Origin of the sequence: Pseudochelatococcus lubricantis, from assembly GCF_011762225.1 — a bacterium.
GTDB classification, from domain to species: domain Bacteria; phylum Pseudomonadota; class Alphaproteobacteria; order Rhizobiales; family Beijerinckiaceae; genus Pseudochelatococcus; species Pseudochelatococcus lubricantis.
Map to the genome: position 1 here is coordinate 666,667 of NZ_JAASQI010000001.1, position 21,950 is coordinate 688,616.

The 21,950-nt window shown below is 64.1% G+C and carries 14 protein-coding genes; 10 read left to right on the plus strand and 4 right to left on the minus strand.

Going from position 1 to position 21,950, the window contains the following annotated elements; translation table 11 throughout:
* Positions 1 to 5 precede the first annotated feature (5 nt).
* Entirely contained in the window at positions 6 to 791 is a 786-nt protein-coding gene (locus tag FHS82_RS02885) for a gamma-glutamyl-gamma-aminobutyrate hydrolase family protein (protein WP_166948483.1), read from the plus strand.
* On the opposite strand, the gene FHS82_RS02890 is transcribed toward FHS82_RS02885, so the two are convergent.
* From FHS82_RS02890 to FHS82_RS02900, 3 genes are read right to left on the minus strand one after another with little or no spacing between them, the layout of a single operon-like run.
* Entirely contained in the window at positions 767 to 4,015 is a 3,249-nt protein-coding gene (locus FHS82_RS02890; protein ID WP_166948484.1) for an efflux RND transporter permease subunit, read from the minus strand. The two genes, FHS82_RS02885 and FHS82_RS02890, sit on opposite strands and share 25 nt — an antisense overlap.
* Positions 4,012 to 7,131 carry an MdtB/MuxB family multidrug efflux RND transporter permease subunit gene (locus FHS82_RS02895; protein ID WP_166948962.1) on the minus strand — a complete coding sequence of 1,040 codons (3,120 nt, stop codon included), beginning with the start codon at positions 7,129 to 7,131 and terminating at the stop codon, positions 4,012 to 4,014. The genes FHS82_RS02890 and FHS82_RS02895 overlap by 4 nt, the downstream gene beginning before the upstream one ends.
* A gap of 44 nt (positions 7,132 to 7,175) precedes the next feature.
* Complete coding sequence (locus FHS82_RS02900) at positions 7,176 to 8,558, minus strand: MdtA/MuxA family multidrug efflux RND transporter periplasmic adaptor subunit (RefSeq protein WP_166948485.1); 1,383 nt, start codon at positions 8,556 to 8,558, stop codon at positions 7,176 to 7,178.
* 409 nt (positions 8,559 to 8,967) lie between these two features.
* On the opposite strand from FHS82_RS02900, the gene FHS82_RS02905 reads away from it, so the two are divergent.
* The 4 genes from FHS82_RS02905 (at position 8,968) to ilvN (ending at position 13,556) form a co-directional block, all read left to right on the plus strand.
* Positions 8,968 to 10,113: a Ppx/GppA phosphatase family protein gene (locus tag FHS82_RS02905; protein WP_166948964.1), complete on the plus strand. Its 1,146-nt coding sequence runs from the start codon at positions 8,968 to 8,970 to the stop codon at positions 10,111 to 10,113.
* On the plus strand, positions 10,110 to 10,850 hold the full coding sequence (locus FHS82_RS02910) for an SAM-dependent methyltransferase (RefSeq protein WP_166948486.1): 741 nt from the start codon (positions 10,110 to 10,112) through the stop codon (positions 10,848 to 10,850). Before FHS82_RS02905 ends, FHS82_RS02910 begins: the two co-directional genes overlap by 4 nt.
* Before the next feature lie 301 nt (positions 10,851 to 11,151).
* A complete protein-coding gene (locus FHS82_RS02915) occupies positions 11,152 to 12,912 on the plus strand; it encodes an acetolactate synthase 3 large subunit (protein WP_166948487.1) in 1,761 nt (586 codons plus the stop codon).
* Positions 12,913 to 13,022: 110 nt separating this feature from the next.
* Positions 13,023 to 13,556, plus strand: a complete 534-nt coding sequence (gene ilvN, locus FHS82_RS02920) for an acetolactate synthase small subunit (RefSeq protein ID WP_166948489.1) — start codon at positions 13,023 to 13,025, stop codon at positions 13,554 to 13,556.
* A 332-nt stretch (positions 13,557 to 13,888) separates the two neighbouring features.
* Here the strand turns inward: ilvN and FHS82_RS02925 are convergent, their stop codons facing one another.
* On the minus strand, positions 13,889 to 14,446 hold the full coding sequence (locus FHS82_RS02925; protein WP_166948491.1) for a DUF924 family protein: 558 nt from the start codon (positions 14,444 to 14,446) through the stop codon (positions 13,889 to 13,891).
* A gap of 185 nt (positions 14,447 to 14,631) precedes the next feature.
* On the opposite strand from FHS82_RS02925, the gene ilvC reads away from it, so the two are divergent.
* The 5 genes from ilvC to FHS82_RS02950 all read left to right on the plus strand — a co-directional run.
* Positions 14,632 to 15,651: a ketol-acid reductoisomerase gene (gene ilvC / locus FHS82_RS02930; RefSeq protein WP_166948493.1), complete on the plus strand. Its 1,020-nt coding sequence runs from the start codon at positions 14,632 to 14,634 to the stop codon at positions 15,649 to 15,651.
* Positions 15,652 to 16,144: 493 nt separating this feature from the next.
* Positions 16,145 to 17,845 (plus strand): hypothetical protein, encoded by a 1,701-nt coding sequence (locus FHS82_RS02935; protein ID WP_166948495.1) that lies wholly within the window; start codon positions 16,145 to 16,147, stop codon positions 17,843 to 17,845.
* Between the two features lie 593 nt (positions 17,846 to 18,438).
* Positions 18,439 to 20,304 (plus strand): hypothetical protein, encoded by a 1,866-nt coding sequence (locus FHS82_RS02940; RefSeq protein ID WP_166948498.1) that lies wholly within the window; start codon positions 18,439 to 18,441, stop codon positions 20,302 to 20,304.
* A gap of 515 nt (positions 20,305 to 20,819) precedes the next feature.
* Positions 20,820 to 21,041, plus strand: coding sequence for a hypothetical protein (locus FHS82_RS02945; protein WP_166948500.1), 222 nt, complete (start codon positions 20,820 to 20,822; stop codon positions 21,039 to 21,041).
* A gap of 435 nt (positions 21,042 to 21,476) precedes the next feature.
* A partial coding sequence (locus tag FHS82_RS02950) for a hypothetical protein (RefSeq protein WP_208394046.1) occupies positions 21,477 to 21,950 on the plus strand: 474 nt, incomplete at its 3' end.

Sequence of the window (21,950 nt, forward strand, 5' to 3'; positions counted from 1 at the left end):
ACGCCATGCGTCCCGTGATCGGTGTCGTTGCGGATGTGAAGCCTTCGCGCAAGTACGTCTGGCACAAGGTGCAGGAAAAGTATCTCTACGCAGTCGCGCGCGGCGCGGATGCGGAAGTGGTGATCCTGCCCGGCCGCCTCTCCGCCGTGGACGCGGAGGAACGGGCGATCAGCCCCGATCCCGACCGCTTGCTGGCGTTTCTCGACGGCGTGTTCCTGCCAGGCAGCCCCTCGAACGTCGATCCGGCCATCTACGGCGACGAGCGCACGTTTGCCGACGAACTGCTCGACCGTAACCGGGACGACCTGTCGCTGCCGCTGGTGCGCGCGGCGGTGGAGCGGGGGTTGCCGCTTTTCGGCGTCTGCCGCGGCTTTCAGGAGATCAACGCCGCGCTCGGCGGCACGCTGCACCAGCATGTGCAGGACATCGACGGCTTCGGCGACCATCGCGAGCCGGATGGCGACGTCGAGACGCAATATGGGCTGGCGCACGAGGTGGAACTCGTCGAGGGCGGCGTCCTGCACGGGCTCGCCGGAGCGGGGCGGGTGAGCGTCAATTCGCTGCACAGCCAGGGCATCGACCGGCTGGCGCCGGGCCTCGTGGCGGAGGCGTATGCGCCGGACGGGCTGATCGAGGCATTCCACGTCGCGGCGGCGCGGGAGCAGGGAGCCTTCGCGATTGCCGTGCAGTGGCATCCGGAATGGCGGGTCTGGGCCGATCCGCTGTCGACGGCTCTGTTCCGCGCGTTCGGAGATGCCGCGCGCGGCTACGCGGCGGCGCGTTCGCGCTGACCGCCGGCGGGGGCGCCGCGCAGGCGGGTCTGCAGGCGGTCGAACAGCACGTAGACGGCGGGCGTGGTGTAAAGCGTCAGCAACTGGCTGAGCACGAGCCCGCCCACGATGGCCACGCCCAGCGGCTGGCGCATCTCCGCCCCTTCCCCGAGACCGACGGCGAGCGGCACCGCGCCGAGAATCGCGGCGAACGTGGTCATCATGATCGGGCGGAAGCGCAGCAGGCAGGCCTCCACGATGGCGGCCTCCGGCGCGAGGCCGCGGCTGCGCTCGGCCTCGATGGCGAAGTCGATCATCATGATGGCGTTCTTCTTCACGATGCCGATGAGCAGGAACACGCCGATGAGCGCCACGAGGCTGAATTCCATGCCTGCCAGCATCAGGGCCGTCACCGCGCCTATGCCCGCCGAGGGCAGGGTGGAGAGGATCGTCAGCGGGTGGATGTAGCTCTCGTAGAGCATGCCGAGCACGATGTAGATGGTGAGAAGGGCCGCGAGAATCAGCCACGCCATCGATGAGGACATCTGCTGAAAGGTACGCGCAGTGCCCTCGAAACTGCCATGGATGGAACGCGGCACGTTCAATTCCGCCATCACGCGGTTGATGGCGACGACGGCGTCGCTCAGCGCCGCCCCTTCCGCGAGGTTGAAGGAGATGGTGGAGGCAACGAACAGCCCTTGATGGTTGACGGAGAGCGGCGTGGTGCCGAAGGCGTGGCTCGCGATGGCGGAAAGCGGGATCATGTCGCGCTTGGCCGTGCTGACGGCGGAGCCGGTGGAAGCCTGCACGCGCCCCGTCACCGCGATCTGGTTGAGCATCTGGTTGCGCACCGGATCGTTGGCGACGTCGGCAGCGCTTGCCGCCTCGCCCCCGGAGGAGACCGTGCCCGCGAGCGCGCCGCTCTGTTGGGTGGCGCTAATGGTGCCGCCCTTCGCGCTGATGTAGATGGTGTCGAGCGACCGGGGGCTCTCCAGATAGCGCGGCGCCAGCCCCATGACGATGCTGTACTGGTTCAACCGGTCGTAGATGGTGGAGACCGCGCGCTGTCCGAAGGCGTCATAGAGCGCGCCATTGATCTGGCTCATGCTGAGGCCGAAACGCGCCACGGCGTCGCGGTTGACGGCGAGATCGACCTGAAGGCCGGCTTCCTCGCGGTCGGAGTCGATGTCGGTCAGCAGCGGCTCGTTCTTCAGCGCCTCGGTGATCTTCGGTACCCATGCGCGCAGCGCGCCGAGATCGTCGCTCTGCAGGGTGAACTGGTATTGCGAGCTGCTCTCGCGGCCGCCCACGCGCAGGTCCTGCACCGGGAACAGGAAGGTCGACGCGCCTTCCACACGCGCGAACTGCGGGCGCAGCCGGTTGATGATCTGCCCGGCCGGAATGCCGCGCTCGGCCAACGGCTTCAACGACACGTTGAGGAAGGCCGAATTGGCGCGCCCACCTGTGAATACGACGACGTTCTCCACCGCCGGGTCGGCGCGCACGATCTTCTCGAACTCGGCGATCTTGTCGCGCAGGTTGAGGAAGGAGGTGCTCTGGTCCGCCCGCACGCCGCCGATCAGCGCGCCGGTGTCCTGCTGCGGCAGCAGGCCCTTGGGCACGATCATGAACAGATGGACGTTGAGGCCCGCTGTGACCGCGAGCGTGAGCACCAGCAGCCAGGGGTGATGCAGGGCGGCGCGCAGCGTGCGCCCGTAGATGCGCGTCGTCGCGCTCATCAGGCGGGAGGGTCGCCGGGTTGCCTGCGAGCGCCCGAGCAGGCGCGCGCACATCATCGGCGTCGTGGTCAGCGAGACGAGAAGCGAGACGACGATCGTCACCGACAGCACCACCGCGAACTCGCGGAACATGCGCCCCGGCAGGCCGCCGAGCAGCAGCAGCGGAATGAAGACGGCAATGAGCGATACGCTCATGGACAACACGGTGAAGCTCACCTCCCGCGCCCCGGTGAGCGCGGCCTTCATCGGCTTCGTGCCGGCCTCCACGTGGCGCATGGTGTTTTCCAGCACCACGATGGCGTCGTCCACCACGAAGCCGGTGGCGACGATGAGCGCCATCAGCGAGAAGTTGTTGAGGCTGTAGCCGAGCCAGTACATCGCCCCGAAGCTGACGACGAGCGACACCGGCACCGCCACCGCGGGGATCAGCGTTGCCCGCCAGTCGCGCAGGAAGAGATAGACGACGAGGATGACGAGCGCGATGGAGGCGACGAGCGTGAACTGGACGTCGACCATCGAGGCGCGGATCGTCGTGGTGCGGTCCAGCGCGACGGACAGATCGATGCCCGCCGGGATGGCGGCGCGCAACTGCGGCAGCAGGGCTTTCACCGCGTCGACGGTTTCGATGATGTTGGCGCCGGGCATGCGCGAAAGCGTCAGCAGCACGGCGGGCTCGCCGTTGAACAGACCCCGGTTGCGGACGTTCTCGACCGAGTCCGTGACGGCCGCGACATCGGACAGCCGCACCGGCGCGTCGTTGCGCCAGGCGACGATCAGCGGGCGGTAGTGCTCCGCGAGGCGATAGGGCTCGTTGGTGTAGATCTGCCAACGCCGGTCGCCGTATTCGATGGCGCCCTTGGGGCTGTTGGCGTTGGCGGCCGAAAGCGCGGCGCGCACGTCTTCGAGCCCGATGCCGTAGTTGAAGAGGGCGGTGGGGTTGATGTCCACGCGCACCGCCGGCAGCGAACTGCCGCTGACGCCCACCTGCCCGATGCCTTCCACCTGCGACAGCTTCTGCGACAGCACGGTGGAAGCCGCGTCGTAGAGATCGCCCAGGCCCAGTGTTTGCGAGGTGAGGGCGAGCAGCATCACCGGCGCGTCGGCGGGGTTCGCCTTGCGGTAGGTGGGGTTGGAGCGCATGGCGGTGGGCAGGTCCGCGCGCGCGGCGGAAATCGCCGCCTGCACGTCGCGTGCCGCGCCGTCGATGTCGCGGTTGAGGCCGAATTGCAGCACGATGCGCGTCGAGCCCTGCGAACTCGACGAGGTGATCTCCGTCACGTCCGCGATCTGTCCGAGATGGCGTTCGAGCGGCATGGCGACGCTGGTGGCCATGATCTCCGGGCTCGCGCCGGACATCGAGGCCGTCACCTGGATGGTGGGGAAGTCGACTTGCGGCAGCGGCGAGACCGGCAGGCTGAAATAGGCGAGCATGCCTGCGAGCGCGAGGCCGATGGTCAGCAGCGTCGTCGCGACCGGTCGGCGGATGAACGGCGCGGAAATGTTCATGGCAGCGCCCTGTCCGGCTCCTCGTCTTCTTCCTCGTCCCTTGTGCGGGTGTCGAGCACGCGCGCCAGCCTGTCGAACGCGAGGTAGATGACGGGCGTCGTGAACAGCGTCAGCGCCTGGCTGACGATGAGGCCGCCGACGATGGTGATGCCGAGCGGCTGGCGCAGTTCCGAGCCCGCGCCGTCGCCCAGCATCAGCGGCAGGCCGGAAAAAAGCGCCGCGAAGGTCGTCATCAGGATGGGGCGGAAGCGCAGCAGGCACGCTTCATGGATCGCCGCGCGCGGCGGCAGGCCCCGGTTGCGCTCCGCGTCGAGCGCGAAGTCGATCATCATGATGGCGTTCTTCTTCACGATGCCGATCAGCAGCACGATGCCGATGATGCCGATGATATCGAGTTCGCGCTGCATCCAGATGAGCGCCAGCAGCGCGCCGATGCCGGCCGAGGGCAGCGTGGAGAGGATCGTGACCGGGTGCACGTAGCTCTCGTAAAGAACGCCGAGCACGATATACATGGCCGCGACAGCCGCGACGAGCAGCAGCACCTGGTTCGTGAGCGCCGCCTCGAACGCCAGCGCCGAACCCTGGAAGGAGGTCGTGACGCTCGCCGGCAAGCCCATGCCCGCGGCGGTCGCGCGGATGGCGTCCACCGCCTGGCCCAGCGCGACGCCCTGCGCGAGGTTGAAGGAGATGGTGGCGGTCGGGAACTGGCTGCGGTGGTTGAGCTGCAGCGGCGCGAGCCGTTCCGTCACCGTGGCGATGGCCGACAAAGGCACCTGCCCGCCGCCCGCCGACGGCAGGTAGATGTCCCGCAGCGAGGCAGGCGTGAACTGCAGCGCGGGATCGGCCTCCAGAATGACACGGTACTGGTTCGCCTGCGTGAAGATGGTGGAGACGATGCGCTGGCCGAAGGCGCTGTAGAGCGCGTTGTCGACGGTGGCCGTGGTGATGCCGTAGCGCGCCGCCGTGTCGCGGTCGACGGTGACCTGCGCCGCGAGGCCGCGCTCCAGCAGGTTGCTCGTCACGTCTTCGAGCTGGGGCAGGGCCTGCAGCGACTCCACCATGCGCGGCACCCACGTGGACAGCACGTCCGGATCGGCATCGTCGAGTACGAACTGGTATTGCGTGCGGCTCGCGGTGGAATCGATGGTGAGGTCCTGCACCGGCTGCATATAGAGGCTGACGCCGGGCACCCCGGCGGCCTCGGCGGTGATCCTGCGCACGATCTCGCTCGCCGGGGCAGTGCGCTCGCTGCGCGGCTTCAGCTCGATCTGGAAGCGGCCTGTGTTGAGCGTCAGGTTGGTGCCGTCGACGCCGATGTACGACGTGACGCTCGCCACGTCCGCGTCGGCGAGGATGACGGCGGCGAGCTTCTGCTGCCGCTCCGCCATGCCGGCGAAGGAGACGGACTGCCCGGCCTCGGAGACGCCGAGAATGAGGCCCGTATCCTGCACCGGGAAAAAGCCCTTCGGAACGACAATGTAAAGCCAGACGGTGAGCGCCAGCGTGCCTGCGGCGACGATGAGCGTGATCCAGCCGTGGTCCAGCACGACGTCGAGCATGCGGCCGTAGCCGTCGACGATGCCATCGAACCATGTCCGGCGCGCCGCGCGCGGATCGTGCCCCGCGCGGCGCAGGATTTTCGCGCACAGCATCGGCACCAGCGTCAGCGAGACCACTGCCGAGATCAGGATGGTGACGGCGAGCGTGATGGCGAATTCGCGAAACAGCCGCCCCACGACATCGGCCATGAACAGCAGGGGGATCAGCACCGCGATGAGTGAAAGGGTCAGCGATATGATGGTGAAGCCGATCTGCCGCGCACCCTTCAGCGCTGCGTCCAGCGGCTTTTCGCCCTTCTCGATGTAGCGGGCGATGTTCTCGATCATCACGATGGCATCGTCCACGACGAAGCCGGTGGCGATGGTCAGCGCCATCAGCGACAGATTGTTGAGGCTGAAGCCGCACAGATACATCACCGCGAAGGTGCCGACGAGCGACAGCGGCACCGAAAGGCTCGGGATGACCGTGGCGGGAATGTTGCGCAGGAACAGGAAGATGACGAGCACCACGAGGCCGATGGCCATCATCAGCTCCCGCTGCACGTCCTGCACGGAAGCGCGGATAGTCTCGGTGCGGTCTGACATCACCGCCACGTCGACCGAGGCGGGCAGCGTTTCCGTGAGCGCGGGCAGCATGGCCTTGACGTTGTCCACGACGTCGATGACATTTGCGCCCGGCTGGCGGCGGATGTTGATGAGGATGGCCGGCCTGATGTCTGCCCCGCTGTGCCCCGCCCACGCGCCAAGGCGCTCGTTCTCCGCGCCGTCGACGACTTCCGCCACGTCCGAAAGCCGGACCGGCGCACCGTTCCTGTAGGCGACGACAATATCCCGGAACTCGTCGATGCCCTTCAGCTGGTCGTTCGACTGGATGGCGTAGGCCTGCTGCGGGCCGTCGAAACTGCCCTTCGGCGTGTTCACGTTGGCGTTGCCGATGGTGGAGCGCAGGTCGTCGATGTTGAGGCCATAGGCGGCCAGCGCCAGCGTATTGGCGCGCACCCGCACGGCCGGGCGCTGTCCGCCCGCGAGCGTCACCAGCCCGACGCCCGCCACCTGCGAGATTCGCTGCGCGAGGCGTGTCTCGACCATGTCCTGCACCTGCGTCAGCGGCAGGGTGGCCGAAGTCAGGGCAAGCGTCATCACCGGCGCATCGGCCGGGTTGACCTTGGCATAGATCGGCGGCGCGGGCAGGTCGGAGGGCAGCAGGTTGCCCGCCGCATTGATCGCCGCCTGTACCTGCTGGCCCGCGATATCGATGCCGAGATCGAGATTGAATTGCAGCGTGATGACGGACGCGCCCGCCGCCGATGTGGAGGACATCTGCCGCAGACCCGGCATCTGCCCGAGCTGGCGCTCCAGCGGCGCGGTGACGGACGCGACCATGACCTCCGGCGAGGCGCCGGGGTAGAAAGTCTGCACCTGGATGGTGGGATAGTCGACCTCCGGCAGGGCCGCGAGAGGCAGGTTGCGGAAGGCGATGACGCCGACGATCAGCAGCGCCAGCATCATCAGCGTGGTGGCCACCGGCCGCAGGATGAACGGGCGGGAGATGTTCACCGACGTGCCGCCGTCATCCGGCGCGCCGGCATCCCGAGCATCGCTCATGGCGAAGCGCCGCCGGCTGGCGAAGCACCGCCCGCCGGAGAGGCGCGGCCGGCGGGGTTGTTGCCGCCGTTCGCCGGGGTGCGGCGCTGACGCGATTCGCGCGGCGGCTGCCCGGCTGCGGCCGGTGCGGCCGGAGACGCCGCGGGAGCCGGGGGCCTGTCGCCCGGCAGGGAGACCTGCATTCCCTCGCGCAGCCGGTCCGAGCCGTCGGTGACGACAAGATCGCCCGGCTGGAGCCCTTCCTGCACCGCCACGACGTCGGAGGTGGAATAGCCAGTGGTGATGGGACGGATGCTGACGGTCTTGCTGTCCTTGTCGATCAGCCAGGCATAGGTGCCGGGCGCACCGCTGAGCCGCGCCGAGGCCGGGATCACGACAGCGTCCCTCACCGTGTCGATGCGCAGCTCGACATTGACGAACTGGTTCGGAAACAACGCCTTGTCCGCATTGTCGAAGACGGCGCGCAGGCGCACGGTGCCCGTGGTCGTGTCGATCAGGTTGTCGAGAGTGGCGAGTCGCCCTTCCGCCAGTTTGTTGACGCGGTTGCGGTCGTAGAGCGTCACGGGCAGCGTCTCGCCGGACGTCAGCCGGCGGTTGATGGCCGTGACCTGATCCTCGGGCACGCTGAACAGCACCGAAATCGGCGCCATCTGGGTAATGGTGACGAGGCCGTTCGTGTCGCCCGTCTGGGCGTAGTTGCCCTCGTCGATCTGGCGCAGACCGGCGCGGCCGGCGATCGGCGCCGTGGTGCGGGTGTATTCCAGGTTGAGTTCGGCGGTGCGCACGGCGGCGGCACTGGCCTGCACCGTGGCCTGAAGCTGGCTGACGGTGGCGGTCTGCGTGTCGAGCTGCTGGCGGGCGATGGCGTTCTGGCGCACCAGCGATTGGTAGCGGGCGAGGTCGGTCAGCGCGCTCTTCAGCTCCGCCTCATCGCGCGCGAGCTGGCCGCGCGACTGATCGAGCGCAAGCTGGTAGGGACGCGGGTCGACCTCTGCGACGAGCGCGCCCTTCTCCACTTGCTGCCCCTCCGAGAACGCGATGCGCGTGATCTGGCCGGCGACGCGCGTGCGTGCGGTGACGGTGGCGAGCGGCGTGACGGTGCCGAGCGCCTGCACGGTGACCGGGATGTCGGCGCGTGTCACCGCCGCCGCGCCGACGGGCATCGCCGCCGGCTGGCCGGAGCGCGGGCCGAACGAGCGCTGCGCGGTTTGCGCGTTTTCGGCAGGGCGCAGAAAGACGACGACTGCCGCCGTTGCCGCCGCGAGCACCAGCAGCCAGACGATGCGCACCAGCCACGGCCGCCGGCGCTTGCCGCTGCCCTGTGCGCCGCCGGCCGCCGTTGTGGCTTCATGCTGCTGCGGCCCGGTGGGTGACAGCATCCGTCGCTCTCCCGCAATTCTCTCGTCCGGCGGTCGTCACCGTTCCGCAGGACGACGGTTTCCGCATCCCGTGCCTGAGCTATGGGGGCATGGAAGTCGTTTGATCAAGGCCTTTGCGCTCTTTCTCGGATTAAGATTTGCTCATATTGCGGCAAAGTAAGGCGACGTCTGCCTTTCGCGTCGGCGACGGACGGGAAATGAGGACTTGGCAACACGGCGCGAGGGCTGCTAGTGTGTTCGCAACTAACAATTCTGGGATGCTCCCCGACGTGTATGCGGCGAAGACTGCGCGCGCCGGCAGCATCCCGACAGGATCAAGGCCGTGACGGTCAATGACGAAGCTGTGGGCAGCTATGCCGTAGCCACGGCCGAGCCGGCTGACGTGTGTCAGCGGCGCGGCGCGGCGAGGATGGCGGAGCCATCCGGAGTTGGAGCGCGGACGACGCGCGAGCCAGGGCCGCGTCTTGCCTCCAGACAGCGGGAGGCCGCGCGCACCTATGCCGCGCTCGACCTTGGCACCAACAACTGCCGCCTGCTCGTGGCGGAACCAACCTACGATAGTTTCCGTGTCGTCGACGCCTTCTCGCGCATCGTGCGGCTGGGCGAGGGGCTGACCAGCGTCAACCGGCTGGGTGAGGACGCCATATCCCGCGCCATAGAGGCGTTGAAGGTCTGCCGGGCGAAGATGGATGCGCGCCGGGTGGGGCGGGCGCGCATGATCGCGACCGAAGCCTGCCGCGCCGCGGCCAACGGGCAGGACTTCATCGACCGCGTCGAGGACGAGACGGGACTGATGCTCGAAATCGTCAACCGCGAGACGGAAGCGCTGCTCGCTGTCAGCGGGTGCACCGGGCTCGCCGACCCGGCGGCGGAGAGCGTGCTCGTGTTCGACATCGGCGGCGGCTCGACGGAACTCGTCTGGACATGCGCGCGCAAGCATGCGGGACGCGGCAACGGCCGCACCCAGGGGGCGCAGGGGCGCGGACGCCACCACGGCGGCGCCTCGCGCCAAAATGGCCATCACGGCAGGGACGACAGCGGCCATTGCGTGCGCGCGTGGGAATCGCTGCCGATGGGCGTCGTCACGCTCGCCGAGCGGTATGGCGGCGTCGAGGTCACGCCCGCGGTGTTCGCCGCCATGGTGAGGGAGGTCGAGCGCCACCTCGCGCCATTCGCCTGGCGCGCGCGCGACGCATCGCGGATGAAGGGCTTCCACCTGCTGGGCACCTCGGGCACCGTCACCACCATCGCCGGCGTCCATCTCGACCTGCCCCGCTACGACCGGCGGCAGGTTGACGGCCTGTGGATGAAAGACCGCGACGTCAGCGAGGCCATTGCCCATCTGCTGAACTGCTCTTATGCGCAGCGGGTGGCCAACCCGTGCATCGGCAATGACAGGGCGGACCTCGTGCTCGCAGGCTGCGCCATTCTGGAGGCTATCCGCCGCGCGTTTCCGAGCCCGCGCCTGCGCGTCGCCGACAGGGGGTTGCGCGAGGGCATCCTGCTCAACATGATGCGGGAAGATAACGTCTGGGACAGGGGACCGAAGGCGTGAGTACGGAACGGAGCGGCGGCAAGGGCAAGGCCGGCGAGGGCACGCGCGCGCTGAAGGTGCGTGTGAAGACGGCGGCCAAGCGCTCCGTCGCTTCCGCCCGCTGGCTGGAACGCCAGTTGAACGACCCCTATGTGGCACGCGCCAGGCGCGAGGGCTACCGCTCGCGCGCGGCGTTCAAGCTGCTGGAAATCGATGAGAAATACAAGCTGCTGAAGCCCGGCCAGCGCGTCGTCGATCTCGGCGCCGCGCCGGGCGGCTGGTCGCAGGTGGCGGCGCGCAAGGTCGGCATCGGCGCTGGCAGGGGCCGGGTCGTCGGCATCGATCTGCTGGAGATCGAGCCCATGCCGGGTGTGGATTTCATCCAGCTCGACTTCCTCGCCCCCGAGGCTCCCGCGCGGCTGATGGAACTGCTGGGCGGGCCGGCCGATCTCGTGCTGTCCGATATGGCCGCCAACGCCACCGGCCATAAGAAGACGGACCACCTGAAGATCATGGGGCTGGCGGAAACCGCGCTTGACTTCGCGCGGCAGGTGCTCGCGCCGGGCGGCGGCTTCCTCGCCAAGGTGCTGCAGGGCGGCACCGAGAACGCATTGCTGGCCGACATGAAGCGCGATTTCACCACCGTGCGCCACGTCAAGCCGGCGGCGAGCCGCAGCGATTCGGCGGAACTCTACGTACTCGCGATCGGCTACCGCGGCAGGCCGACCGAGATCTTGACGCCGGACGACGGGGCATGACGCGGCGCTGCCGCGCCGATGCAACGGGGCGATCTTATTTCCCCTTTTTTGACGGGTTTGCGCTTGACCGATCGTTTCGTCTGGACTAGCTTTTCAGCAACTTTGAGGAAAGCACGCGCATCATGCACATGAACCTTATCGTAACGGGGGCGCCATCGACGGAGCGGGAATAACCCGCTGATCCGGCTGATGGCGCACAAGGGTCCTTCGGGGCCCTTTTTTGTTGCCTGAAACGGATCGCCACCGCATCGGAAACGGGAGAATGCCGCAGCGACGGCAGGAAGTAACGGAGTCTAAGGCGATGAGTGAAACGATAACCGGCGCCGAAATGGTGATACGGGCGCTCCAGGATCAGGGCGTCGAGCATGTTTTCGGCTATCCGGGCGGCGCTGTCCTGCCGATCTACGACGCGCTGTTTCATCAGGACAAGGTCCGCCATATCCTCGTCCGCCACGAGCAGGCCGCCGTGCACGCGGCGGAGGGCTACGCGCGCTCGTCCGGCAAGGTGGGCTGCGTGCTCGTGACCTCCGGCCCGGGCGCGACGAACGCGGTTACCGGCCTCACCGACGCCATGATGGACTCGATCCCGCTCGTCGTCATCACGGGGCAGGTGCCGACCTATCTCATCGGCTCCGACGCCTTCCAGGAGGCGGATACGGTCGGCATCACCCGCCACTGCACGAAGCACAACTATCTGGTGAAGGACATCGCCGACCTGCCGCGCATCCTGCACGAGGCGTTCTATGTGGCGAGCCACGGCCGGCCCGGCCCGGTGGTTGTGGACATTCCGAAGAACATCCAGTTCGAGGCCGGCGCCTACGTGCGGCTCGCCGACAACCAGCACAAGACCTACCGGCCCGCGGTGCAGGGCGATCCGGTGCGCATCAACGCGGCTGTGGAGCTGATGACGCGCGCGCAACGGCCCGTCTTCTACACCGGCGGCGGCGTGATCAACGCCGGGCCGGAGGCCTCGGCCCTGCTGCGGGAACTGGCACGCCTCACCGGCTTCCCAGTCACCTCCACGCTGATGGGGCTCGGCGCTTTCCCCGCATCCAGCCCGCAGTTCCTCGGCATGCTCGGAATGCACGGCACGTATGAGGCGAATCTCGCCATGCACGATGCCGACCTGATCATCGCGGTCGGCGCGCGTTTCGACGACCGCATCACCGGGCGGCTCGACGCCTTCGCGCCGCACGCGCGCAAGATCCATATCGACATCGATCCCTCGTCCATCAACAAGACGGTGAAGATCGACATCGGCATCGTCGGCGACTGCGCCCACGTGCTGCGCGAGATGGTGCGCGTGTGGAAGGAGACGGCACCCGCCATCGACAGGCAGCGCTATGCGCCCTGGTGGGCGGACATCGCCCGCTGGCGCGGCCGCAACTGCCTCGCCTACCGCGCTGACGGCCGCTTCATCAAGCCGCAGTATGCGCTGGAGCGGCTGGAGGCGCTGACGCGCGGCCGCGACCGTTACATCACGACCGAAGTCGGTCAGCATCAGATGTGGGCGGCGCAGTTCCTGCACTTCGAGGAGCCGAACCGCTGGCTCACGTCCGGCGGGCTCGGCACCATGGGCTACGGCCTGCCGGCGGCTATCGGCGCGCAGATCGCCCATCCGGACGCACTCGTCATCGACGTGGCGGGCGAAGCCTCGATCCAGATGAACATCCAGGAGATGTCCACCGCGCTGCAATACAGGCTGCCGGTGAAGATCTTCATCCTGAACAACGAATACATGGGCATGGTGCGCCAATGGCAGGAGCTGCTGCACGGCGGGCGCTATTCGGAAAGCTATTCCGACGCATTGCCTGATTTCGTCAAGCTCGCCGAGGCCTATGGCGCAACCGGCATTCGCTGCGACAAGGCGGAGGATCTCGACGCCGCAATCACCCAGATGCTCGACGCGCCGCGCGCGGTGATCTTCGATTGCATTGTGGACCCGGCCGAAAACTGCTTCCCGATGATCCCTTCCGGCAAGGCGCACAACGAAATCCTGCTGGGCGACGCGGCGACGGACATCGGCTCCGTCATCGACGACAAGGGCAAGGCGCTGGTGTGACGGCGCCGCCGCCGTAACACCGGGCAGAACTGGTAACCGTCATGAAACATTTTTCGCCTTCACTGCTGCAATCTTCACCCACCGGAACGTCATCCCGCGGAACCCTTTCCATGTCATCGATCTATTCCGACGCACCGCCGCCGACCCCCGAATTCCGCCACACGCTTGCTGTCATCGTCGACAACGAGCCGGGCGTGCTGGCGCGCATCGCGGGCCTGTTCTCCGGGCGCGGCTACAATATCGAAAGCCTCACCGTTTCCGAGACGCAGCACGAGGCGCATCTGTCGCGCATCACCATCGTCACGGGGGGGACGCGCGCTGTCATCGAGCAGATCAAGGCGCAACTCTCGCGCCTCGTGCCTGTTCACCGGGTGACGGACCTGACCGTCGAGGGCGAGGCGGTGGAGCGCGAACTCGTGCTGCTCAAGGTCGTGGGGCAGGGTGAGCATCGCCTGGAGGCGCTGCGGCTGGCGCAGGCGTTCGGGGCGAAGACGGTCGACGCGACGTTGAAGTCGTTCATCTTCGAGTTCACCGGGGCGTCCGACGAGGCCGAGCGGTTCATCAGCCTGATGACCGATTGCGGCCTCGTGGAAGTGTCGCGGACCGGCATCGCGGCGCTCAGCCGGGGCGCGGAACCGCTCTAGAGCGCTTATCGATCAGATGGAATCATCGGATCGATAAGAATTCGCTTATTGCATTGCGACATTTCATTGAAACGCCGAAATGCTATAAGTTTTTGATATTGCGCGATTTCTTCACGCAGACCGGTATCCACTCTGCTTGAAAGCGCTTGAATGAAAGAATCGCAGAGCATTTGGCGATCACGGGTGATTGAAAAATGCTCTAGCGTGCTTCCGCTGGAAACGGAAGCACGCCGACGTTTGTCTCTGGCTGAAAACGTCGTTTTCCAACGTTCAAGCGCCGCGTGGGCTCAAGAGTTTTTCAGCTTTTTGCTTCAATCAAAATGAGAAAAACTCTAGCCTTTGAAACCGCCGCCGTCGAGATACGCCTGTTCATCGGGCGTCATCTCGCGCCCCAGCATCGGGTTGCGGTGGGGAAAGCGGCCGAAGCGGGCGATGCAGTCGCGGTGGATGAGCGCGTATTTCAATCCTTCCTCATTGCCGAGCGCTTCATAGAGCGCAACGCAGCGGTCCTGGTCGGCGAGGTTTTCGGAATGCATGAACGGCAGATAGAAAAAGCCGCGCAGATCGGGCGCCACCAGGTGGTCGTATCCCGCGTCGAGCGCGCGCCGTGCCACGGCGAGTGCCAGCGGATCGGCCGCGAAGGCCCGCGCCGTGCCGCGGAAGATCTGGCGGGGAAACTGGTCGAGCACGATGGTGAGCGCCAGCGCACCGTCCGCCGTCGCCTCCCACGGATGGCGGTGGTCGCGGATATGATCGTTGTCCGTGAAGGTCTCGTAAAGCGCGAGAAAGCGTTCGCGCACGGCCTCATCGAAAGCCTCGTCGTGCGCGAACCACAGGGACGGTCCGGCCTCGCGCCAGAATTCGAGGACCGTTTCGACAGCTTCCGTCATGGCATTTCCTCCGCCAGGTCGTTGTGATGCCGTGACAGTATACAGGATCCGTATCGCGCTTTCATGGCGCGGGCCGGAAATCCGCTTGACCGTCCCGCCATTCGCTCATTATCAGCAAGGCGGGGAAGAAAGTAACCGTGCGTGGCGTCTCGGCCACAACGATATTGCCAGGGAAAGGGCATCTTATGCGTGTTTATTACGATCGTGACGCGGACATCAATCTCATCAAGGGGAAGAAGGTCGCGATCATCGGTTATGGCAGCCAGGGTCATGCCCATGCGCTCAACCTGCGCGATTCCGGCGTGAAGGACATCGCGGTCGGACTTCGTCCGGATTCTTCCAGCGTGAAGAAGGCCGAGGCCGAGGGCCTCAAGGTGCTGGCGCCGGCAGAGGCCGCCAAGTGGGCCGACGTCGTCATGCTGTTGACGCCCGACGAACTCCAGGCCGACATCTACAACGAGAGCCTGCGCGGCAACCTGCGCGAGGGTGCGGCGCTCCTCTTCGCGCACGGCCTGAACGTCCACTTCAACCTGATCGAGCCGCGCAAGGATCTCGACGTGCTGATGGTGGCGCCCAAGGGCCCCGGCCACACCGTGCGTTCCGAATACGTGCGCGGCGGCGGCGTGCCGACGCTGATCGCCATCGCCCAGGACGCGACGGGCAACGCCCACGACATCGCGCTCTCCTACGCCTCGGCCAACGGCGGCGGGCGCGCCGGCATCATCGAAACCACGTTCAAGGAAGAGTGCGAGACCGACCTCTTCGGCGAGCAGGTGGTGCTGTGCGGCGGCCTCGTGGAGCTGATCCGCGCCGGCTTCGAGACGCTGGTGGAAGCCGGCTATGCGCCCGAGATGGCCTATTTCGAGTGCCTGCACGAGACGAAGCTCATCGTCGACCTCATCTATGAGGGCGGCATCGCCAACATGAACTACTCCATCTCGAACACGGCGGAATACGGCGAGTATGTCACCGGCCCGCGCATCATCACGCCCGAGACCAAGGCTGAGATGAAGCGCGTGCTCACGGACATCCAGTCCGGCAAGTTCACGCGCGACTGGATGCTGGAGAACAAGGTCAACCAGACGTCGTTCAAGGCCACCCGTGCCCGCAACAACGCCCACCCCATCGAGGAAGTGGGCGCGAAGCTGCGCGCGATGATGCCTTGGATTCAGGAAAAGGCGCTCGTCGACAAGACGAAGAACTGATGCGCCTATAGCATTTCGACATTTCATTGAAACGCCGAAATGCTATAAGTTTTTGATATTACGCGCTTTCTTCACGCAAACCGGTATCCGCTTTGCTTGAAAACGCTTTAGAGCGCGCCGTCTGGATGGTGAACGAGGGCCGCCCCGGGGCGGCCCTTTTTTATGGCCGCGCGAAGGCAGGTTGGAACAAGACATAAACGACTTGTTATCCGCAAGATATGGCGATAAGAACGCCATGTCGCGCATTGTTCCGATGGTGCCGATCGACGGTGCATCGAATCGCGGAACGACTGCCGTTTCTGGATAAATTTGATGCGAAACTAAATAGGTGGCGTGGCCATGCAATTCCCGCTCTACGTCCGCCACTCCAGCACTTCTTTGTTTTCGTTTTGCAGGGCGCTTTCGTCAGCCGTTCTGCGGCGCTCCATACAGGTTGCGATGGTGCGTGAAGCGATATTCAGGCTGACTATCCATTATTCGAAAGGTTATTGATATGAGCATGCTTCCTGTTCCTTCTACTGCTGCCCTTCCACCCGTTATCCCGACGCTGGTCTATGAAGGGGCGCAGGGCCCCGGCGGCATGGCCGGGCTCACGTTTCGGCCGCCGGTACACGCGGCGGGCGGCATTCTCGACGCGGCGAACGGCGGCAGAGAGCTTCAGGGCCGGGCGATCCGGCGGTCCCCCTATGAGGAGGATCTCGTTAAAATTGAGCAGGATTGTGAAAGAATCGGGCAAGATTACAAGCAGCTGGGTAAACTGATCGAGACACAGTTCGCGAGCGCTACGGCGTTGTTGAGGCGGTTCGACAACGTCAGGACAACGGAAGTGTCAACACAGACGGCCGCGGGTAAGGTGCCGGAGCGGCAGCAGGTGCGTCCTGTGACAAGGGACGTGTGCACGCAGACGGATGCCGCCGAGGTGCGGGCGCCAGGTGAGGGCGCCGATGTCCATGCGTTGTCCGGCCCGGCGTACAAGTCCCTGTTCAATTGGAATGAGTGCCGTGGACGACATGGAGAGATGCTCAGCGGGAACGCGGAGAGCCTCAGGGGGGCATTTATCCTGAAAGAGGGGCCCCTCTATCCGCTCTTTGTCAACGGGCACGAGCTTACCCCGCGCACACTCGCGCGCCTGCTGGAAGGCGCGAAAAATCTGGACGAGGTCGCGGAACGGCTGGAGGCGCAGTTCCGCAAGGTGCGCCTGGAGACGATCGGGCCCGACAGGGAGAAGCTGGTGCTGATCAGTGGCACGCCTATCGCCATCAAGTTTGGCAGCGGCAACGAACTGGCGAGGTACGACGTCGGCCTCGCCTATCGGCGGCTGCTGAACAACTATCAGCTGTCTTGTGGAAACATGGAACCTGATGAGGTCGGGAAAATCGACCGTATCATGGCATTCATCGACAGTATAAAATCCGGTCCTCTCCGTCAGAAAATGCGTATCCTGTATAATAAATATACTGATAAAAATATTGCGGAGTCTCTTAAAGCGTATCTCAAATACGGGCCGTCCGACGAGATGAATGCCTACTCTACCGGAGCATACCTCGATGCGGCAGGCATGCTAAACAGGTTCGTCATCCTGAAAAACCCCTCCTATGACAACCGGGGGCAGAAGGTGTCCGGCGACGCAGTCAATCTGATGGTCGGGCACGTCCTTGCAAGCCGGATCGAAGCCCAGGTCAACGGCAGCGACAATAAATGCATCGAGAACGCACAGGCTGTCGGCAAGATCGCGGGTATCGAGGTCCGCGTAGAAAACGATGGCGCGGCCAGGACATTGGGCAGCAGCGTACTTCATGTTGTGCCCATGCCGCAGCCGGCGGCTGAGAATGATCCGGGCGCCGAGACCTATACCAAAAGCATCATGAAGGCGCATCTCTCCCGGCTTTCCGACAGCCAGCTCAGCTATCTACATGACAGTATCTTGGCGTGTATAAATACACTCGATACAACCAATGATGTTTTCGTCGGCTCCGGATACAGGATCGTGTTTCCGACAAACAAAGACGATATGCCCACGATGGCGCACGTCAATGTCACACGCTGGATGCCGGCGAAGCCGCCCGCCAATCTTTCAGAAGCCGATGCGCGAAACTACCAGCTGCATCACGCGGAAGCGGCCACCGGACAGATAATGGGACTCTGCGACATGCTCCACTTCGTCGACGATGCGCTGAAATCCCGGGCGCAATAAAGCGTTTTCAAGCAAAGCGGATACCAGTTTTCGTGAAGAAAACATGTAATATCAAAAACTTATAGCATTTCGGCATTTCAATGAAATGTCGAAATGCTACAGGCCACGCTCCGGCCCATTCCGGTGGCGGATGAGGGCCGTCCGCGATTCCCTTTTTGTGGCCAGCCCGGCCTGAAAGCAGGCCGGGCTGTGACAAATATGACTTTATTTCGCGACATACAATGATAAAACGACACATCGAACGTCGGATCGATGGTGTCGATCGGATGGTGCGTCTTTGTTTTTTGTCTTGAGGGAGGGCGGCCGTTAGAGCGCGTTCCGATCATATGGAATCATATGATCGATCAGAATTCGCTCAAGATAAGGAACCTGGAATCTGTCCTGTTTCAACGTAAACAGGAAATATTTTAGCCACAACGCGGCGCTCTATACAAATTGGATATCGTCCGAGACGCTGTTCAGGTTGGTTATGCATTATTCGAGAGGTTATTGAGATGACTATTTATTCCGTTTCTTTTGCTTCCCTGCCCGCTGACCCGCAGCTTGACGAGGAAGAGGCGACTGGTCCCGGCGGTCAGGACACGAACGGCGGCGTGGACGTGCTGCTGACGCAGCGTATGCCTGCGCGCGCGGCGGCCGGCGTTCTCGACGCGGCGGGCGGCGGCAGGGAGCTTTCCGGCCGGGCTGTCCGCGCGGGTCGCGAGGAAGGGTCTGCCGAAGATCTCGGACCGAACGGCAAGCTGCCGAACCCGACAATCGCCGGGCGACCCGAAGGCGTTACGGCGTCGATGCAGCAGCAGGATCTTGCAGCGGAAGATGCGCCTTCACAGACGGAGGTCGAGGGTTACATGTCGGAGCGGCAGAAGATTCTCGCCGCGAGGAAGCCGGTCATACAGACAGGTGACGGAGCCGCGCGGCAGCAACGCGAGGCTTCGCCGGTGCGGCCGCCCGCCGTTGGCGTGGCGTCATTCGCGTCGCCTGCTGCCGGAGAGAATCCGGGCTTTCCGGATGAGGCTGCCAGCGCTCCGCCGCCTTACGACATGTTCATTCCAGCTGATGCCGTACCCGCGCTGATGAAAGCGAAATGGGACTATTCTACGATGGCGCCTTTCGCAAACCGCGCGCCTGCGCAGATGCCCGGCGGGGTTCAGGTCAGGGCAACCGAGGGGGTTGGCGCCGCCAGGCCGGTTCCCCAGCCCGTCGGCGATGTCGATGAGCCGCTCGTCCCGGCGTACAAGTCCTTGCTCCACTGGGAGGGGTGCCTCGAGTTGAATGGCCAGCCGCTCCGGGCCGGCCTTCTTGGCGCGGTTCGCGCCATCGGGGGTGAGGTGATTCCCAGTCTCACTGTCAATGGAGGAAGATTCAATACGGACGTCCTCGCGAGCCTCCTGCTGAAAGCGCGTGATCTCGAGGGGGTGGTGAATAGACTGACGAGCGGTGACCACGAACTGATCAACGGGTTCGGCGAGATACGCACAGAGACGCTGGGGCCGGAAAGAGAGCCGGTCCTGCTGATCGAAGGCACGCCGATCTGCATCAAGTTCGGCTGCAGCGAGACCGAAGTAGCGAAATATAAAACCGGCATCGCCTACAGGAAGCTTCTGGAGCACCATGAGGCGCGTCGTCTGGTTTCGGGGCACGAGAACGCGGGAGAGCTTGACGATATCAAGTCGTCTTTCGACGGGATTGCGGATAAGACCATTCCATTCATGGAAAAGCAGTTCCTGCTGGAGAGATATGACGCGGACACGATCGTGCGGACTTTGAAGGCGTATTTCGATAACGGCCCTGCCGACGAAGTGAACGCCTGGGATGTCGGCGAATACGAGGATGTCGCGGGCAGCGCCAACAGGTTCGTCATCCTGAAAAACCCCCGCTACGATAACAATGGTCGGGAGATCGGCGGCAACGCCGTCGATCTGCAGGCGGGCGGAAGCATTGCTCACTGGATTGATATTCAGGCCAATGACGATCAGGACGGTTTGCCGTGGGGCGTAAGAGTTTCCCTGCAATACGACGGCATGGTCCGGAAGGCAGGCGGAAAGCACCTTCAAGTTGTGCCAACGCTGCCTGGGCCGGATGCCGCCATGGAGGACGGTCCCGGCGACGCGGCCGATACCTACGCCATCATGAAGGAGAATCTTTCCAGGCTTTCCCGCGATCAGCTCCAATACCTGCGGGACGATATCGGGGCGCGTAAGAAGCTCTTCGAGGCCTCCGGAGACGCCTTCCTCGACTCCGGCTACAGGATCGTGTTCCCGAGTCGGGCCAGCGACATGCCGACGCTGACACATGTCAACTTTGCCTGCTGGATGCCGGCGAAGCCACCGGCCGGTCTTTCAGAGGCTGAGACGAAGGCCTACACGGAGATCCAGCAGGAAGTGCAGGCCGACAACGTGAAAGTCCTCGACGAGATGCTCGGCCTGGTTAACGACACGCTGCAATCCCAGGCGGGATAAGCCGCGCTCCAGCCATTTCGAAAACGGACGAGGGCCGCCCGTCGGCGGCCCTCTCTTATGGAAGTCACGACAGCGAAAGGCAGAATTGTGAAATATATTTCTTGTTATACGAAAGATATTGTGATAATAATTTCATGTAAATAATTTCAAAGATGATAAAAATTTTTATGTTATTTTTGTTTTTATATTTGAATTAAATGTTAACTTTTTTATTTATATGAATTTTATTCTATATGACTGGTTGTATTGATGGGCTATCAAGCACTTGAAGGGTCTCTGACATGGCTATATCTCAGATTTCTTTTGCGGCTCCTCTGCCTGCCATTCAGGAACTGGGCGCACCCGGGGCGGAGGGCCAGGCTCGGTCGCCCGACGGTCCGATCGCGGACAGCGGCATCGCCGGGCTCACGCAGCGGCTGCAAACGCATGCGGCCGCCGGCATTCTCGATGCGGCAAGGGATGGCGGGGAGCTTCAGGGACGGACGGTCAGTTGGGCTGTCGGTGAGAATGTTGCCATGCAGTCCGAGGCTGTTGCGGCGCGATTGCAGCCGCTTCCCGACGAAGCGGAGCCGCTTGTTTCAGACGAGGAATGCGAGCAGGACGGCCTCGCGCTCGCGCGGATGAAAATGAAATGGGATTTTTCGTCGGGTAGGCCTCTGGCGGACGTCATCAGCATTGATACACCCGCCGGGGATGACGAGAAGACCGCAGGACCGGTTCCCCGAACCCGCAGTTGAGGTGCCAGGGCGCCGCCCGGCACGGCGTACAAGTCTTTGTTCGATTTGATCGGGCGCCGGCGGCGGGGGCGAGCGCCTCGCCTCCGCGTTTCTCATTTTCATGGGCGACGCAAGCAGAAACGACGGAATTATGACGAATGTGACTTGTCGCGTGTAGTATATGATGGTACTGACGCCATGGTGTGAGTTGCTTTGATAACGCTGATCGCTGGCATGTTTTTTTGTGTTTTGCAGGACGTCGTTTTCTGTAGCCTGATGTTGCATAAAAATTTGTGATGACAGCTGTTATGCCGTTGGTTTTTGTTATTAATTATTTAGAAGGTCATTGAAATGACTATGATTTATTCTCCTGTTACTTCTGTTCAGTTTCCTGTCAATCCCAACCCTGCCCAAGACGGAGGGCCGTGCCCGGGCGGCGCTGTCAGGGGCGTTGGCGTGGGTGATGTCGGGCAGCGATTGCCGGCGCGCGCGGCGAGCGGTGTTCTGTATGCGGCGAGCAACGGCAGGGAGCTTCAGGGCCGGGCCGTCCGTTTGCGGGCTGATGAGGATCTCATCAACGGCATCAGGCAGACTTACAGTCGTATGATCAAATATGCCGATGCATATTACCGCAAGTCTAAAGAGCTATTGCTGCAGCATATACGACAGGAGAATCCTGCAACGAAGGAGTCGCCGTCGCGGACGCTTGCCGCCGATGTTCCGCCGCCGCGTCCTGAGCTGAAGGAAATATCCGTGCAGACGGTCGTCGCCGGCGATCCGCCGCGGCGTCCCGAGCTGAAGGAAACGTCCGCGCAGACGGTCGCCGCCGATGTTCCGCCGCGGCGTCCCGAGCTGAAGGAAACGTCCGCGCAGACGGTCGCCGCCGATGTTCCGCCGCGGCGTCCCGAGCTGAAGGAAACGTCCGCGCAG

Coding starts and splice junctions, on each gene's coding strand:
- FHS82_RS02885 (WP_166948483.1), top strand. CDS start 6: ATGCGTCCCGTGATCGGTGTCGTTGCGGATGTGAAGCCTTCGCGCAAG.
- FHS82_RS02890 (WP_166948484.1), bottom strand. CDS start 4,015: ATGAACATTTCCGCGCCGTTCATCCGCCGACCGGTCGCGACGACGCTG.
- FHS82_RS02900 (WP_166948485.1), bottom strand. CDS start 8,558: ATGCTGTCACCCACCGGGCCGCAGCAGCATGAAGCCACAACGGCGGCC.
- FHS82_RS02905 (WP_166948964.1), top strand. CDS start 8,968: ATGGCGGAGCCATCCGGAGTTGGAGCGCGGACGACGCGCGAGCCAGGG.
- FHS82_RS02915 (WP_166948487.1), top strand. CDS start 11,152: ATGAGTGAAACGATAACCGGCGCCGAAATGGTGATACGGGCGCTCCAG.
- ilvN (WP_166948489.1), top strand. CDS start 13,023: ATGTCATCGATCTATTCCGACGCACCGCCGCCGACCCCCGAATTCCGC.
- FHS82_RS02925 (WP_166948491.1), bottom strand. CDS start 14,446: ATGACGGAAGCTGTCGAAACGGTCCTCGAATTCTGGCGCGAGGCCGGA.
- ilvC (WP_166948493.1), top strand. CDS start 14,632: ATGCGTGTTTATTACGATCGTGACGCGGACATCAATCTCATCAAGGGG.
- FHS82_RS02935 (WP_166948495.1), top strand. CDS start 16,145: ATGAGCATGCTTCCTGTTCCTTCTACTGCTGCCCTTCCACCCGTTATC.
- FHS82_RS02945 (WP_166948500.1), top strand. CDS start 20,820: ATGCAGTCCGAGGCTGTTGCGGCGCGATTGCAGCCGCTTCCCGACGAA.